Origin of the sequence: Billgrantia zhangzhouensis, assembly GCF_021404465.1 — a bacterium.
Taxonomy (GTDB): domain Bacteria; phylum Pseudomonadota; class Gammaproteobacteria; order Pseudomonadales; family Halomonadaceae; genus Halomonas; species Halomonas zhangzhouensis.
Genome location: NZ_JABFTT010000003.1, coordinates 347,982 through 362,788, shown reverse-complemented (window position 1 = coordinate 362,788; position 14,807 = coordinate 347,982). Strand labels below are relative to the sequence as shown.

The 14,807-nt window shown below is 65.3% G+C and carries 14 protein-coding genes; 10 read left to right on the top strand and 4 right to left on the bottom strand.

What is annotated here, in order from left to right; genetic code table 11:
• The first annotated feature begins 19 nt into the window (after positions 1-19).
• Positions 20-628, top strand: coding sequence for a pseudouridine synthase (locus tag HOP51_RS05355; protein ID WP_234272929.1), 609 nt, complete (start codon positions 20-22; stop codon positions 626-628).
• Positions 625-1,077, top strand: a complete 453-nt coding sequence (locus HOP51_RS05350) for an NUDIX domain-containing protein (protein WP_234272928.1) — start codon at positions 625-627, stop codon at positions 1,075-1,077. Before HOP51_RS05355 ends, HOP51_RS05350 begins: the two co-directional genes overlap by 4 nt.
• Here HOP51_RS05350 and HOP51_RS05345 read toward each other — a convergent pair.
• The 3 genes from HOP51_RS05345 to HOP51_RS05335 all read right to left on the bottom strand — a co-directional run bounded on the left by HOP51_RS05345 (position 1,074) and on the right by HOP51_RS05335 (position 5,822).
• The gene (locus HOP51_RS05345; RefSeq protein WP_234272927.1) at positions 1,074-4,076 is read right to left on the bottom strand and encodes an efflux RND transporter permease subunit; all 3,003 of its coding nucleotides are present in this window, start codon (positions 4,074-4,076) and stop codon (positions 1,074-1,076) included. The genes HOP51_RS05350 and HOP51_RS05345 overlap by 4 nt on opposite strands.
• Positions 4,073-5,155, bottom strand: coding sequence for an efflux RND transporter periplasmic adaptor subunit (locus HOP51_RS05340; RefSeq protein WP_234272926.1), 1,083 nt, complete (start codon positions 5,153-5,155; stop codon positions 4,073-4,075). The genes HOP51_RS05345 and HOP51_RS05340 overlap by 4 nt, the downstream gene beginning before the upstream one ends.
• 61 nt (positions 5,156-5,216) lie before the next feature.
• Positions 5,217-5,822, bottom strand: a complete 606-nt coding sequence (locus tag HOP51_RS05335; RefSeq protein WP_234272925.1) for a TetR/AcrR family transcriptional regulator — start codon at positions 5,820-5,822, stop codon at positions 5,217-5,219.
• Positions 5,823-5,971: 149 nt separating this feature from the next.
• On the opposite strand from HOP51_RS05335, the gene mnmA reads away from it, so the two are divergent.
• The 8 genes from mnmA to HOP51_RS05295 all read left to right on the top strand — a co-directional run bounded on the left by mnmA (position 5,972) and on the right by HOP51_RS05295 (position 14,190).
• A complete protein-coding gene (gene mnmA / locus HOP51_RS05330) occupies positions 5,972-7,084 on the top strand; it encodes a tRNA 2-thiouridine(34) synthase MnmA (protein WP_234272924.1) in 1,113 nt (370 codons plus the stop codon).
• Positions 7,081-7,719 (top strand): high frequency lysogenization protein HflD, encoded by a 639-nt coding sequence (hflD, locus tag HOP51_RS05325; RefSeq protein ID WP_234272923.1) that lies wholly within the window; start codon positions 7,081-7,083, stop codon positions 7,717-7,719. Before mnmA ends, hflD begins: the two co-directional genes overlap by 4 nt.
• A gap of 66 nt (positions 7,720-7,785) precedes the next feature.
• Positions 7,786-9,150 carry an adenylosuccinate lyase gene (gene purB / locus HOP51_RS05320; protein ID WP_234272942.1) on the top strand — a complete coding sequence of 455 codons (1,365 nt, stop codon included), beginning with the start codon at positions 7,786-7,788 and terminating at the stop codon, positions 9,148-9,150.
• A gap of 29 nt (positions 9,151-9,179) precedes the next feature.
• A complete protein-coding gene (locus tag HOP51_RS05315; protein ID WP_234272922.1) occupies positions 9,180-9,743 on the top strand; it encodes a cob(I)yrinic acid a,c-diamide adenosyltransferase in 564 nt (187 codons plus the stop codon).
• Positions 9,744-9,844: 101 nt separating this feature from the next.
• A complete protein-coding gene (locus HOP51_RS05310; protein WP_234272921.1) occupies positions 9,845-11,017 on the top strand; it encodes a cupin domain-containing protein in 1,173 nt (390 codons plus the stop codon).
• A 4-nt stretch (positions 11,018-11,021) separates the two neighbouring features.
• Complete coding sequence (locus HOP51_RS05305; RefSeq protein WP_234272920.1) at positions 11,022-11,447, top strand: GNAT family N-acetyltransferase; 426 nt, start codon at positions 11,022-11,024, stop codon at positions 11,445-11,447.
• Positions 11,448-11,843: 396 nt separating this feature from the next.
• Positions 11,844-13,439, top strand: coding sequence for an isocitrate lyase (locus HOP51_RS05300; RefSeq protein ID WP_234272919.1), 1,596 nt, complete (start codon positions 11,844-11,846; stop codon positions 13,437-13,439).
• A 283-nt stretch (positions 13,440-13,722) separates the two neighbouring features.
• Positions 13,723-14,190: an outer membrane lipoprotein gene (locus HOP51_RS05295; protein ID WP_234272918.1), complete on the top strand. Its 468-nt coding sequence runs from the start codon at positions 13,723-13,725 to the stop codon at positions 14,188-14,190.
• Between the two features lie 146 nt (positions 14,191-14,336).
• Here HOP51_RS05295 and HOP51_RS05290 read toward each other — a convergent pair whose 3' ends face one another.
• Positions 14,337-14,621 (bottom strand): hypothetical protein, encoded by a 285-nt coding sequence (locus HOP51_RS05290; RefSeq protein ID WP_234272917.1) that lies wholly within the window; start codon positions 14,619-14,621, stop codon positions 14,337-14,339.
• Between the last annotated feature and the right edge of the window lie 186 nt (positions 14,622-14,807).

The following is a 14,807-nucleotide window of genomic DNA, read 5'->3' as shown; positions in this document are numbered from 1 at the left end:
TGTCGGTAAGCTTTGCCCCATGAGCGCCATCTATCTCCTGCACAAGCCCTACCGCATGCTCTCCCAGTTCACCGATCGCCTCGGCAAGGGGGAGGCACCGCGTGCGACACTGGCGGACGTCATCAAAGTACCGGGCGTCTACGCGGCAGGACGGCTGGACTATGATTCAGAAGGACTGCTGCTGTTGACCGACGACGGTGCACTGATCCAGCGCATCAGCGACCCGCGCCACAAGCAGCCCAAGACCTATCGCGTCCAGGTGGAGGGCAACCCCGACGAGGCGGCACTGGCCACCCTGCGCCAGGGCATCGAACTCAAGGATGGCCCGACCCGACCGGCCAAGGTGCGGCGCCTGGCCGAGAGCGGCCTGCCGCCGCGCACACCGCCAGTGGACCCGAAGCGACACCCGGTGACGACCTGGCTGGAACTGACCATCAGCGAAGGCCGTAACCGTCAGGTCAGGCGCATGACGGCCCATGTCGGCCACCCCACCCTGCGCCTGGTGCGCGTGGCCATCGGTCCTTGGCGCCTGGACGGACTCGCCCCGGGTGAGTGGCGCAGGGAAACCCTACACGCCCCGCGCAACACGCCAAGGCGCTCGCCGCGCCGCCAAGGAGGTCATCGATGAGCCGCTGGCATCCGCATGTAACCGTGGCCACCGTCGTGGAACGCGCTGGCCGCTTCCTGATGGTGGAAGAGTCGCCGAGAGGCAGCCAGACGACCCTGTACAACCAGCCCGCCGGTCATCTGGAACCCGGCGAGCGGATTCAGGAGGCGGCCCTGCGCGAACTGCGCGAGGAGACCGCCTGGCAGGTGGGGATCACCGACTACCTGGGGCTGTACGTCTACCAGACGCCCGGCGGCGAGACCTTCCATAGCCATGGCTTCTTCGGCATGGCCCTGGCTCACCTGGGCAACCCTCTCGATCCTTCAATCGTCGCCGTGCAGTGGCTGACCCTGGAAGAGGTCGAAGCACTGGATCGCCAGGGACGGCTGCGCAGTCCGCTGGTACTCAAGCGCATTCGTGACGCCCTGGCGGGGCGGTTTTATCCCATGGATGTGGTCCACGAGCGCTAGTCTCTTATCAACAGCCGGTACAGCGCCGGAATCACCAGCAGCGTCAGCAGCGTGGAAGCGACCAGCCCCGAGATGAGCGCCCAGGCCATGGGCGGCCACAGCGTCGACTGGGTCAGGGTCAGCGGCACCAGACCGGCCACCGTGGTGGCGGTGGTGAGCAGCACCGGCCGGGTACGCCGCGCCACTGCCGATACCACCGCCTCCCTCACATCGAGCCCCTGCTTGCGATTGGCATTCATCAGATCGATCAGCACGATGGCGTTGTTGACCACGATACCAACCAGCGCCACCACGCCGAGGATGGCGGTGAAGCCGAACGGTTGGCCGGTCAGCCACAAGCCCGGCACTACACCGATGATCGATAGCGGCACGGTCGCCAGCACGATGCACAGCTGACGGAAGGAGTTGAACTGCGCGAGCAGAAACACCACCAGCAGCAGGCCGCCGAACGGCAAGGTCTGGAACAGCGCGGCGTTGGCATCGCCGGCCGACTCCGCTGCCCCGCCGATGGTGTAGCTCACGTCCGCGGGGAGTTCGAGCTCCTCGAGGCGCGGCAGGATCTCACCCAGCACACCGTCATAGGTCCAGCCGTCGGCTACCTCGGCCAGCACGGTCGTCATACGCCGCAGGTCGCGATGCTGGATTACCGCTGGGCGCCAGGTCAGTTCCAGGGAGGCGATCTCGCCAAGCGGCACCGAGCTTCCGTCGGCAGCGGAGAGGCGCAGCCCCTCGAGCCCGTCGGTGGGGAAGCGTTCGCCCTCGGGCGCACGGATCAGCAACGGCGCCGGATCCCGGGCGGCGCGCCAGGTGCCGACCTCGACCCCGCGGCTGGCGCCGGCCAAGGCCGTGGCCACGTCGCGCCGCGACAGCCCGTACTCGGCAGCGCGAGCGTCATCGGTATCGACCCGCAGCGTGGCCAAGCCTTCGCCCAGCCGGTGGCGTGCATCGCGAGCGCCTTCGGCCGCGCGCACCACGCTGAGGATGCGACCGGCGGCATCGGCCAGCGCAGCGCGGTCCTCGGCGAATACGCGAATCTCCACCGGCGCTTCCAGCGGCGGCCCCTGGCCCAGGCGGCGGGCTACCACTTCGGCCTCGGGCAGCCACTCCGGCGCCACCGCACGCACCCATGTCATCAGCCCCGCCAGATCGGCGGCGTCCTTGGCTTCCACGACCAGCCGGGCCAGGTGCGGCTGGCGCGGCTGGTCGACCAGGTTGTAATAGAAGCGCGGTCCGCTGAAGCCGACGAAGCGATGTACCGCCCGCACCGCCGGCCGCTCGGCCAATGCCGCGGCCAACGCCTCGGCCTGATGGGAGGTGGTGTCGAGATGGGTGCCTTCAGGAAAGTTGAGGTCGACGATCAACTGGTTGCGATCGGTATCGGGAAAAAAGTCGTGATTGAGCAGCGGTACCATGGTCACGGCACCGACCAGTAGCAGGCCGGCACCTGACAACACCACGGCCGGCCAGCGCACGGCGATTCGTCCCAGGCGCTCGCCTGCTGCCTGCAGCCGCTCGCGCCGTGCCGGCATCCTTGGCCTGAGGATGCCGGCGGCGAACACCGGCGTGACGAACACGGCATACACATAGCTCACCGCCAGCGTCAGCATCACCATGATGGGAATGGCGCGGGTGAAATCGGCGGTGTTGCCGCTGGAGAGCAGCAGCGGGACGAAAGCCGCCAGGGTGGTTCCCGTAGCAGCCAGCAGTGGCATGGCGAGCTCACGTACCGAACGGTTCACGGCCTGGATGGCCGAGCGCCCCTGGTCACGATGCCACTGGATGTTCTCGACCATGACGATGGCGTTGTCCACCAGCATCCCGAGTGCGATCACCATGCCGGCCACAGCGATCTGGTGCAGCACCCCGCCGCCCATGGCATAAAGCGCCAGGGAGGAGAAAGTCACCAGCGGCACGATCAGCATCACGGCGAGGCCCAGCCGCAGCCCCATGGCCAGGAACAGCAGCGCACCGAGAATACCGATGCCCAGCAGCAGCGAGAAACCGAGTTCCGCCAAGCGCCGTTCGACCCAGCGCGGCTGGTAGAAGCTCTCCTCTATCGTGAGCGGCGCATAGGAGGGACGTAGTTCACCCACCAGCGCACGCAGCCGGTTGCCGAAGCGCACGGCATTGACCTGATCGTTGGAGAGCACCAGCCCCAGCGCCACCGCCGGCCGACCATCGTGCCACATGCGCTCGGTGACGGGTTCCTCGGGCATCAACCGCAGGTCGGCCAGCTCGCCGAGTGGCACCTGGTCGCCGCGCATCGTGCGTATCGGCGTGGCGGCGAGTTCCTCCAGCGCACCGAATTCGGCGCGCGGGTCGAGCACCAGGGAACGCCCTCCAATCGCCAGGCTGCCGCCGGAAGCGGTCAGGTTACGCGCGGCCAACTGCTCGCCGAGCGCCCGGGCGTCGAGGCCGGTCAGTTCGGCCAGGGCATCGTCCCAGCCGATCGCCACCTGCTGGCCCGGATCGGCCAGCAGATCGATACGGGCCACCTCCTTGAGTCGAAACAGGTCGCGGCGCAACCGCTTGGCTGCCTCGCGCAGTTCGAGCAAATCGTCGGAGCCGGTCAGTGCCAGCACGATCCCATGGGCATCGGAGTCGCGGTCGCTGATCTCGGCCTCGCCCACACCGTCGGGGAACTGGCGGCTGGCCCGGCCCACGGCGATACGCACCCGCTCCCAGGCGGCATCGGTGTCGTAGACGTGCTCGTGCATCTCGATGGTGACGTGAGCCACGCCGAGGCGCGCAGTGCCGATGATGTCGTTGACCTCCTCCACCTGGGCCAACTCTTCTTCCAGGGGGTTGAGCACCAAGCGCTCGACCTGCTCCGGCTCGGCTCCAGGGTAGGGCACCAACACCTGGCCGAAGCGATAAGGGAAGAAAGGATCCTCCCGACGATCCATCTCCACCCAGGCCACCAGACCAAGCAGGGCCAGCAGCAGCGTGACGGTCAGGATGAGTCGCTTGTAGCGCAACGAGGCGAGCAGCCAGCTCATGGCAACACCCTCACCCGGCTGCCCTCTTCCAGGCGCCCCTGCCCAGCCGTCACCACCCTGTCGCCCACGGCCAGCGACGACGCCGCGATTACGACCCAGCCGCCATCCAGCCGCCCAGGGGTCACGGCGACGCGCCGGACCGTATCGTCAGCGCTCAGCATCAGCACGTGCGGGTCGTACCCGCCGGGATCGACCACCGCCGCCAGCGGCACCTGAAGCAGAGGCGGCGCATCCAGCGACAGCCGCACTCTCACCGGCTCGCCCAACGCCGGGCCGGGGTCGGCCTCGATCGCTACGATGACCGGCGCCATACCCTCTCCCGCCTGGCCAATGCCGGTGACCCGCCCAGGGAAGCGCCGCGCCCCCAGCGTTGCCACCAGGCTCGCCTCCCGGCCCACCTCCAGCCGCGCGGCAAGGCCCGCCGGCACGCGAATCTCCACCTCGCGCCCCGTAAGCCCCACCAGCCCCAATACCGGTTGGCCGGCGGACAGAAAATCGCCGGGCTCGGCCTCGAGGTCGGTCACCACGCCCGCGAACGGGGCGCGCAGGGTGAGTTCATCGAGCTGCGCCCGGGCCTCGTCACGCTGGGCCAGAGCCTGCTCGCGCGCCTGCAAGGTGGCTTCGCGCTCCGAGCGCAGCCGATCCAGTTCCTCCTCGGCACTGAGGTTGCGCTCGCGCAGTACGCGCGCCCGCTCGACGTCGCGCTCCATGCGGCGCAGGCGAGCGTCGAGTTCGCTTATCCGCGCTTCGGCGGCCACGAGCGCCGGCGCCATGGCCGGATTGTGCAGCGTCGCCAGCGGCTCTCCCCGCTCGACCCGCTGCCCCCTCGTCACATGTCGCTCATGCAGCACGCCGTGGTGCAGAAAAGCGAGGGTCGCCCGCTCGCTGGCTCGCACCGTGCCGGGAAAGCGGTATCTCGTCTCGGCCTGGGACAGGCGCACCGTCTCGCTGCGCACGCTGGGCAGGACCGTCTCACCGGTTTCGATCCGGGCCGGAGCGGCATCGCACCCCGACAGCAATATGATGCCCAGCATCAGCGAGACCGCCAGGCCGCCTCTCGCCACCCTCCCCATAGTCATTCTCCTCCATGGAACGTCCGTATGAACTGGTCGACCGGTCAATTATTGTCGAAAAAAACGCTCACTCCCGAGGGACGACGCCTTCCATGAAGATCTTCAGGAAATCTTCCAGAAACGCCTCGTCGCTGCCCATGCCCGGCCAGTTTTGGTGATGGCACTTGGCCTCGAACCACTGGGTGCAGGTCATCACGAACACGGCGATCACATGGGTAGGGTTGATGTCCTTGCGCAGCAGGCCGCGCATCTGGGCCTGGCGAACCCACTCGGCACCCGCCCCGACGAGTTGGTTGTCGAGTTCGCCGCAGTGGCTGTCCCCCTCCAGGTGGGTCCAGGCGAACAACCGCACCACACCGGGATTGTCACGCAGGAAGTGGAAGTAGGCTTCCACCGAACGGCGCAGCAGCGCGGCATCCGGCTCGCCGGCTTCCTCCAGCATGGCCATCTGAGCGGTGAAGTAACGCTCGAAGGCGCGATTCTTGACCGCCTCCCAGAGCTGCTCCTTGCTGCCGAAATGGTGGTGGATCAGGCTCTTGGTGACCTCGGCCGAGCGTGCCAGCTCGCTGAGCTTGACCGCGGAGAAGCCCTGCTCGACGAACAGCGCTTCGGCCGCCTCGAGGATACGGGCGCGGGTCAGTTCCGGATCGCGTATCTGGGTTTTCTGGTTCATGGGGCGAAGATAACCCTGACTGGCCGGCCGGTCAATTAGCCGAAAATGCACCGACACGCAAAGCGTCATCCGCGCGCCAGGATGAAGACACTACAGTATATAGGGTATAATTCCCGCCCATTTGCGACCCACTCAACCCGAGAGCGCCCATGACCGCCACCTCAGGCAAGGTGATCGTCGGCATGTCCGGCGGCGTCGACTCCTCCGTTTCCGCGCTGCTGCTGCTCGAGCAGGGCTATCAGGTCGAAGGCCTGTTCATGAAGAACTGGGACGAGGACGACGGCACCGAGTACTGCACCGCCAAGGCCGACCTGGCGGATGCCCAGGCCGTGTGCGAGAAGCTCGGCATCAAGCTGCACAGCGCCAACTTCGCCGCCGAGTACTGGGACAACGTGTTCGAGCACTTCCTGGCCGAGTACAAGGCCGGGCGCACGCCGAACCCGGACATCCTGTGCAACCGCGAGATCAAGTTCAAGGTGTTCCTCGAGTACGCCGAGATGCTCGGTGCCGAGAAAATCGCCACCGGCCACTATGTTCGTGGCGGCGTGCGCCACGGTCGGCCGCGGCTGCTCAAGGGCATCGATGCCAACAAGGACCAGAGCTACTTCCTGCACGCCGTGCCGGAGGCTGCCATCGCCCGTACACTGTTCCCGGTGGGCGAGCTGGAGAAGCCCGAGGTACGCGCCATCGCCGAGCGTCATGGCCTGGCCACCGCGCGCAAGAAGGATTCCACCGGCATCTGCTTCATCGGCGAGCGCCGCTTCCGCGATTTCCTACAGCAGTACCTGCCGGCCCAGCCGGGCGTGATCGAGACACCCGAAGGCGAAGTCATCGGTGAGCACATGGGGCTGATGTACTACACCCTGGGACAGCGCCAGGGGCTCGGCATCGGTGGGCTGGCCAACCACCCCGAGGAACCCTGGTACGTGGCCGCCAAGGATCTCGAGCGCAATGTACTGATCGCGGTGCAGGGCAAGCACCACCCGCTGCTCTACACCGATTCGCTGGCCACCGAGGCGATGGATTGGGTGACCGGTGAGCCGCCCGCCGCCGAGGGCCGCTACACCGCCAAGACCCGTTACCGTCAGACCGAGGTGCCCTGCACGGTCCGCACGCGGGAGGATGGCGGCGTCGAAGTTCGCTTCGATGAGCCTCAACGTGCCGTCACTCCCGGCCAGTCGCTGGTGCTCTACGACGGCGAGATCTGTCTGGGCGGCGGCGTGATCCGCGATATCTGGAATGCCATGGAGCCAGCCGCATGACCACCTCCCCCATCCATCGCGCGCCGGATTCCCCGACCGCACGTCAGGCCCTGGCCCTTGCCGGCGTGTTCCAGGCCGCCAGCCTGGTCGATGAGCTGGCCCGCACCGGACAGGTCGACACCCGTCCCTGGGAAACGCTGATTCGCGCCACGCTGGACACCAACCCCGAGAGCTTCGAAGCGACCTATGGCGGCCACCCCAACAACCTGCGCCGCGGCCTCGAGGTACTCGAGGCCGTGGTGGGACGCCAGCAGGCCAATCCGGTCGTGCTTCGCTACGGTTTCTCGCTGCTGCTGTTGATGAACAAACTGCGCGTCGACAACGACATGATGGCCTCTCTCGGCCAGCACCTGAACCGTATCCAGGGCCAGGCCGAACACTTCGGTACCACCCATGAGAACGTCATTGCCAGCCTGGGCGAGGCCTATCAGGAGACACTCTCGACCCTGAAGACCCGTATCGTAGTGCATGGCGACCCCTCGATGTTGCAGAGCCGCATGATGCCCGAACGCGTGCGCGCCATCCTGCTCGCCGGGATCCGCTTCGCCCTGCTCTGGCATCAGCAGGGCGGCCGGCGCTGGAAGCTGGTGTTCCAGCGTGGCGCCCTGAAAAAAGCCTTGGACCAGTTGGGCTGACACCCGTTACCCCCATTCGATTTCATTTCCTACACGCACCGGATAACGATCATGCAAGCCGCTTCCCTGCCCCTCACTGCTCTTACCGCCCTTTCCCCCGTCGACGGCCGCTACGGCAACAAGGCCGAGAGCCTGCGCGAGCACTTCAGCGAATTCGGCCTGATCCGTGCCCGCGTGATCGTCGAGATTCGCTGGCTGCAGCGTCTCGCCGAGCAAGGCGGCATCGTCGAGGTGCCGCCGCTCTCCGCCGAGGCCACCGCCTTCCTCGAGGCCATGATTCGTGACTTCTCGCTGGCCGACGCCGAGCGCATCAAGGAGATCGAGCGCACCACCAACCACGACGTCAAGGCGGTGGAGTACTTCATCAAGGAGAAGATCGCCGAGCAGCCCGAGCTGCATGCGATCACCGAGTTCGTGCACTTCGCCTGCACCAGCGAAGACATCAACAACCTCTCCTACGGCGTGATGCTCAGCGACGGCCTGAAGACCCTGCTGCCGGTGATGCACCGGGTGGCCGAAGAAGTCGCCAGGCTGGCCCATGAGCATGCCGCCCAGCCGATGCTCTCGCGCACCCACGGTCAGACCGCCAGCCCGACGACGTTGGGCAAGGAGATGGCCAACGTCGCCTACCGCCTGCGCCGCCAGCTCAAGCAGATCGAAAGCGTCGAGATACTGGGCAAGGTCAACGGCGCGGTGGGCAACTACAACGCCCACCTAGCCACCTATCCGGAAGTCGACTGGGAAGCCAATGCACGCACCTTCGTCGAAGGCCTGGGGCTGACTTTCAACCCCTACACCACGCAAATCGAGCCTCACGACTACATCGCCGAACTGTTCGACGCCGTCTGTCGCTTCAACACCGTGCTGATCGACTTCGACCGCGATGTATGGGGCTACATCTCGCTGGGCTACTTCAAGCAGAAGACCGTCGAGGGTGAGATCGGCTCTTCGACCATGCCGCACAAGGTCAACCCCATCGACTTCGAGAACTCCGAGGGCAACCTGGGCCTGGCCAACGCCGTGCTCGGCCATCTCGCGCAGAAGCTGCCGATCTCCCGCTGGCAGCGCGACCTCACCGACTCCACCGTACTGCGCAACCTGGGCGTCGGCCTGGCCTACGGCCTGATCGCCTATGAAGCGGCGCTCAAGGGCATCGGCAAGCTCGAGGCCAACCCGGCGCGCCTGGCCGAGGACCTCGACGCCAGTTGGGAGGTGCTCGCCGAGCCGATCCAGACGGTGATGCGCCGCTACGGCATCGAGAAACCCTACGAGAAGCTCAAGGAACTGACCCGCGGCAAGCGCATCGACCAGGCCGGCTTTGCCGCCTTCATCGACACGCTGGAACTGCCAGCCGAGGTGAAGACCGAACTCAAGGCGCTGACGCCGGCCACCTACATCGGCAACGCCGAGGCCCAGGCCCGCCGGCTCTAAGACCAGCACGGGCAACGCAGGAGGCAACGATGGTCAAGCTGACCAAGATCTACACACGGACCGGCGACAAGGGCGACACCGGCCTCGGCGACGGCAGTCGCGTGGCCAAGCACGACCTGCGCGTCGAGGCCTTCGGTACCGTGGACGAGACCAATGCCGTCATCGGCCTGGCCCAGTTGCATGCCACCGGCGAGCTGCGCAATCTCCTCGCCACCGTGCAGAACGACCTGTTCGACGTCGGCGCCGACCTGTGCACGCCCGAACAGGAGGCGCCGGAGTACCCACCGCTGCGGATCACGGCGGGTCAGGTCGAGTTTCTCGAGCGCCAGATCGACACGTTCAACGCGCCACTTGCCACCCTGCGTTCGTTCATCCTGCCGGGCGGTACCGCGCTTGCCGCCCACCTACACCTGGCGCGCACCGTGACCCGTCGCGCCGAGCGCCTGGTCACGGCGCTGATGGAGGAACAGCCGGTCAATCCCGAGGTGCTGCGCTACCTCAACCGCCTCTCCGACCTGCTGTTCGTTGCCGCGCGCCGGGCCAACGACAACGGCCAGTGCGACGTGCTGTGGGTGCCCGGCGCCAACCGCTAAGCCTCGCGTACCGCGATACGCTACCATTACCCTTTTGACCCCGCAGAGCCACCACCGGCGACCTGCGGCTCTTCGTGCCCTCAGCCGAATAGCGAGACACCATGCCTAGCGATGCCCCTCTCAGCCTGCTGGGCGGCCTCACCGCCGCCGAGTTCCTGCGCGACTACTGGCAGCGACAGCCGCTGCTGATCCGTGGCGCCCTGCCCGACTTCGAAAACCCGCTCGACCCCGACGAGTTGGCCGGGCTCGCCTGCGAGGAGGGCGTAGAGGCCCGGCTGGTCGAAGAGGAAGGGCCGGATGGCCCCTGGCAGGTCAGCCACGGCCCCTTCGACGAGGCCGTGTTCGGCGAGCTGCCAGAGCGCGACTGGACCCTGCTGGTGCAGGCCGTGGACCATTACGTACCCGAGGTAGCCGAACTGCTCGAGCACTTCGACTTCCTGCCCCGCTGGCGGCTCGACGACGTCATGATCAGCTACGCCCCACCGGGCGGTAGCGTCGGTCCCCACGTCGATCAGTACGATGTGTTCCTGATCCAGGGGCTGGGCCGGCGTCGCTGGCAGCTCGGTGGCAAGGTACCCGATGATGCCCCCATACTCGACGGTATCGACCTACGCATTCTTCAGCGTTTCACTGTCGAGCCGGGCGACGATTGGGTGCTGGAACCCGGCGACATGCTCTATCTGCCACCGGGCTGGGCTCACCACGGCGTCAGCCAGTCCGACGACTGCATGACCTATTCGGTGGGATTCCGTGCACCCTCGGTCGACGAGGCGATCACCTCCTTCGCCGATTACCTCGGCGAACAGCTGCCCGCCTCGAGTCGCTACAGCGACACCGGCATGGCCCCGCCAACCGATCCGGCGGAGCTTGACGACGACTCGCTCGCGCGCATGCGTCGCTTGATTCTTGCGACCCTCGACGACCCTGCCCAGCTCGCCCAGTGGTTCGGCCGGGTGATGACGCAGCCCAAGTACGTCGACCAGTTGATACCGAGCGAGACCCCTACCGACGTCGAGGAGCTTGTCGCGCTACTACATGAGGGCGAGGAACTCCTGCGCAGTCCTGGCTCGCGCTTCGCCTGGCGTGCCCTGAGCGAGCATCGCGCCACTCTGTTCGCCGACGGCGATGGAGTCGAGTGCACCCTACCCTTGGCCCGGGCCGTGGCCTCGGACACTCCTATCGATGCTGGACTACTGGCACACGAGGGTGCCGCCGAGCTGTTTGCCACATTGCTCGATGCCGGCAGCCTGACCTGGAACATGGAGGAGGAATGACGTCATGACGCACCGCATCGTCGTCAAGGAAGGCAGTTGGGCGGAGCTTGGCGACCTGGCCGGCGAGATCCGCCGTGTCGTGTTCATCGAGGAGCAGCGGGTACCGCTGGAGGAGGAATGGGACGGACGCGACGATGAATGTCGCCACTTCCTCGCTCTGCGTGGCGACAACGCACTCGGTACCGCCCGCCTGCTGCCCGACGGGCATATCGGCCGAGTGGCCGTGCTGCGCGAAGCACGCGGCCTGGGTATCGGCGCGGCCCTGATGCAGACCGCCATCGACACGGCATGCCGCCTGGGCCATGCGCAGGTCGAGCTCGCTGCCCAGACCCATGCCCTTGCCTTCTATGAGAGCCTGGGCTTCGTCGCTTTTGGCGAGGTCTTCATGGACGCTGGTATTCCGCATCGCAACATGCGCCTTTCGTTGTAAGTCAAGACAACACCCACCCACCCTCCGATCGAAAAACGACTACAGGAATAGCCCCCAAAAAGCCGCTCTTGTAGTCGAACTACAACCCTTATTCCCCCCAAGTGTTGATTGTCCAGCCCAGACGACATGGGGCATAGTGATTTCATGACAGCGTTAAAACACTTGTTCGGTAGCAAGCGAAAAATATCCGATCCGGTTCAATTTTAACGCCGACTCGGGTTCGACCAAGGCCGTAGAGACAATCCCTGCCAGCTGGTTGAACCTGGCAACACTTCGCAGTTGCAGCATAACCGGCCCAGCCGGCACGATGCAGCAAGCAAGCGACCGACGAGGCAGCGAGCGCCGCCGCATGGCAATCGAAGCCGACGACCCACCTCAGATCGGAAGGATGGCACCATGTCATACAAAGACGACATCAAGGCACTGGCTCAACTGCGCGAAGCCCAGCAAGGCAAGTGGGCCAGCATCAGCCCCGAGAATGCCGCCCGTATGCGCGCCCAGAACCGCTTCAAGACCGGTCTGGACATTGCCCGCTACACCGCAAGGATCATGCGCGAGGACATGGTCGCCTATGACGCCGACAGCGGTCAGTACACCCAGTCGCTGGGCTGCTGGCATGGCTTCATCGGCCAGCAGAAGCTGATTTCGATCAAGAAGCACTTCGGCACTACCAAGCGCCGCTACCTCTACCTCTCCGGCTGGATGGTCGCCGCCCTGCGCTCCGAGTTCGGCCCGCTGCCCGATCAGTCCATGCACGAGAAGACCAGCGTGCCGGGCCTGATCGAGGAGCTTTATACCTTCCTGCGTCAGGCCGATGCCTGGGAACTCAACCACCTGTTCCGCGACCTGGAAGCCGCCCAGAAGGCTGGCGACAAGGCCAAGGCCGATGAGCTGATCGCCAAGATCGACAACCACGAGACCCACGTGGTGCCGATCATCGCCGATATCGATGCCGGTTTCGGCAACGCCGAGGCCACCTACCTGCTGGCCAAGAAGATGATCGAAGCGGGTGCCTGCTGCATCCAGCTCGAAAACCAGGTTTCCGACGAGAAGCAGTGCGGCCACCAGGACGGCAAGGTCACCGTGCCTCATGAGGACTTCCTGGCCAAGATCAACGCCGTGCGCTACGCCTTCCTCGAGCTGGGCGTTGAAGACGGCGTGATCGTCGCCCGCACCGACTCCCTGGGCGCCGGCCTGACCCAGAAGATCGCCGTGACCAAGGAGCCGGGCGACCTGGGCGACCAGTACAACAGCTTCCTCGACGGCGACGAGATCACCTCCGCTTCAGACATCGACAACGGCGACCTCGTGATCAAGCAGAACGGCAAGCTGGTCAAGGTCAAGCGCCTGGCTTCCGGCCTCTACCAGTTCAAGCCGGGTACCGGCGAGGACCGCGTGGTGCTGGATTGCATCACCAGCCTGCAGAACGGCGCCGACCTGCTGTGGATCGAGACCGAGAAGCCCCATGTCGGCCAGATCGCCAGCATGGTGAATCGCATCCGCGAAGTGGTGCCGGACGCCAAGCTCGTCTATAACAACTCGCCCTCGTTCAACTGGACCCTGAACTTCCGCCAGCAGGTGTTCGACGCCTGGGAGAAGGAAGGCAAGGACGTCTCCGCCTACGACCGCAGCAAGCTGATGAGCGAGGAGTACGACGGCACCGAGCTGGCCAAGCTGGCCGACGAGTGGACACGCAACTTCCAGCGCGACGCCTCGCGCGAGGCCGGCATCTTCCATCACCTGATCACACTGCCGACCTACCACACCGCCGCGCTGTCCACCGACAACCTGGCCAAGGGCTACTTCGGCGACGAGGGCATGCTGGCGTATGTCGCTGGCGTGCAGCGCCGCGAGATCCGCGAGGGCATCGCCACCGTCAAGCACCAGGACATGGCCGGCTCCAACATCGGCGACGATCACAAGGAGTTCTTCCACGGCGAAGCCGCACTCAAGGCCGGTGGCAAGGACAACACCATGAACCAGTTCGGCTGAGCATGGCGTAGCGGTAACGACTGGAACCCTTGGGAGGCCTCGCGCCTCCTTTTTTTCGTCTTTTTCTTGCACTATTCTGCTGGCCACACGGTAGGAACCGGAGCGGCTGTCACAGCTTCCTCTTTTTTTGCCGACTTTGGCGCATCGAGACACGGCACCCTGTCATTCGGCACTGGTCAAATACGGCATGGCTGGTTAAGCTAGTTAGCAAACAGTGTTTCCATAACCCGGCAACGACGACACCCCAATACGTATGGGCATCGCCTTGCCTCAGGAGGTATACATGAAGCGTCTTCTTCCCGTGCTGGCCATTGGCATGCTGACCCTGGCCGGCTGTGCCAATACCTCGACCATGGGCGGTGACGTCTACCGCGGCTCCCAGGCAGGGACTGCCCAAACCGTAACCTTCGGCACCATCACCGCACTGCGTCAGGTTCAGGTCCAGGCCGACAGCCGAGCGGGCGGCCTCATCGGTACCGGTGGCGGTGCCGTGGTGGGTGGGCTTCTCGGCCGTCAGGTGGGCGGCGGCTCCGGCCGGCAGTTGGCAACCGCAGCAGGCGTCATCGGTGGCGCCGTGGCGGGTAGTGCCATTGAGGAATCGACCAATCGCGTACGCGCCTGGGAAATGGAGATTCGTCGAGACGACGGCCAGAACGTCGTGATCGTGCAGAAAGCCGACCGCCCCTTCCAGGTTGGCCAACGCGTACGCATGATCGGCAGCGGCGCCAACGTTACCGTGGCCCCCTACTGATCCGGGTCGCCCACGCCTGGTCTGAGACCGCCAGTCACTCTGGCATAGCGACAAAAGCCACAGCAACACGACAAGGGCCCGCGGTGTTTGAACGCCGCGGGCCCTTGTCGTGTTCCGTGCGCCGCCGTGGGGCGGCGCACCGAGGATCAATGTAAGTTGGCCCTGCCCATCGCCCAGCCAGTCACTTTCTTGATGACCAACGCCAAAATGGCCAGCACGATCACAGTCAGCAGCATGTCGATGGGGCGGACCAGCGTCGTGGCCCCCAACACCGCGAGTGCCACGCTCCAGATCCAACGGTTGTCATCACCGCTCTTGATGACGCGCGGCACCACCTTGTTCAAACCGGCGCTGACGTTCGTCTCCCACATCTTGATGCTGAAAAACAGGATGAGGGCAAAGGCAATCAGCCAGATAATGATTTCGGTCATGAATTCACTCCAGAGTAGAAACGGATTTCGATAAGACGAAAATTTGGGTCACGCTAGGGTAGCCGCGAGGCCAAAGGTGCGCAACACCGCCAAAAGGCATGAACGCGGCTCAGAAAGAGGCTTCATAACCTGAAAAAACCGCATCCCCCCTGACAGCTCCGGCCTCGCGCGTTACCATGGTTTGTA

Excerpts from the sequence above, each read along its gene's own strand:
- HOP51_RS05355 (WP_234272929.1), top strand. The coding sequence starts at position 20 with ATGAGCGCCATCTATCTCCTGCACAAGCCCTACCGCATGCTCTCCCAG.
- HOP51_RS05350 (WP_234272928.1), top strand. The coding sequence starts at position 625 with ATGAGCCGCTGGCATCCGCATGTAACCGTGGCCACCGTCGTGGAACGC.
- HOP51_RS05345 (WP_234272927.1), bottom strand. The coding sequence starts at position 4,076 with ATGAGCTGGCTGCTCGCCTCGTTGCGCTACAAGCGACTCATCCTGACC.
- HOP51_RS05340 (WP_234272926.1), bottom strand. The coding sequence starts at position 5,155 with ATGACTATGGGGAGGGTGGCGAGAGGCGGCCTGGCGGTCTCGCTGATG.
- HOP51_RS05335 (WP_234272925.1), bottom strand. The coding sequence starts at position 5,822 with ATGAACCAGAAAACCCAGATACGCGATCCGGAACTGACCCGCGCCCGT.
- mnmA (WP_234272924.1), top strand. The coding sequence starts at position 5,972 with ATGACCGCCACCTCAGGCAAGGTGATCGTCGGCATGTCCGGCGGCGTC.
- hflD (WP_234272923.1), top strand. The coding sequence starts at position 7,081 with ATGACCACCTCCCCCATCCATCGCGCGCCGGATTCCCCGACCGCACGT.
- HOP51_RS05315 (WP_234272922.1), top strand. The coding sequence starts at position 9,180 with ATGGTCAAGCTGACCAAGATCTACACACGGACCGGCGACAAGGGCGAC.
- HOP51_RS05310 (WP_234272921.1), top strand. The coding sequence starts at position 9,845 with ATGCCTAGCGATGCCCCTCTCAGCCTGCTGGGCGGCCTCACCGCCGCC.
- HOP51_RS05305 (WP_234272920.1), top strand. The coding sequence starts at position 11,022 with ATGACGCACCGCATCGTCGTCAAGGAAGGCAGTTGGGCGGAGCTTGGC.
- HOP51_RS05300 (WP_234272919.1), top strand. The coding sequence starts at position 11,844 with ATGTCATACAAAGACGACATCAAGGCACTGGCTCAACTGCGCGAAGCC.
- HOP51_RS05295 (WP_234272918.1), top strand. The coding sequence starts at position 13,723 with ATGAAGCGTCTTCTTCCCGTGCTGGCCATTGGCATGCTGACCCTGGCC.
- HOP51_RS05290 (WP_234272917.1), bottom strand. The coding sequence starts at position 14,621 with ATGACCGAAATCATTATCTGGCTGATTGCCTTTGCCCTCATCCTGTTT.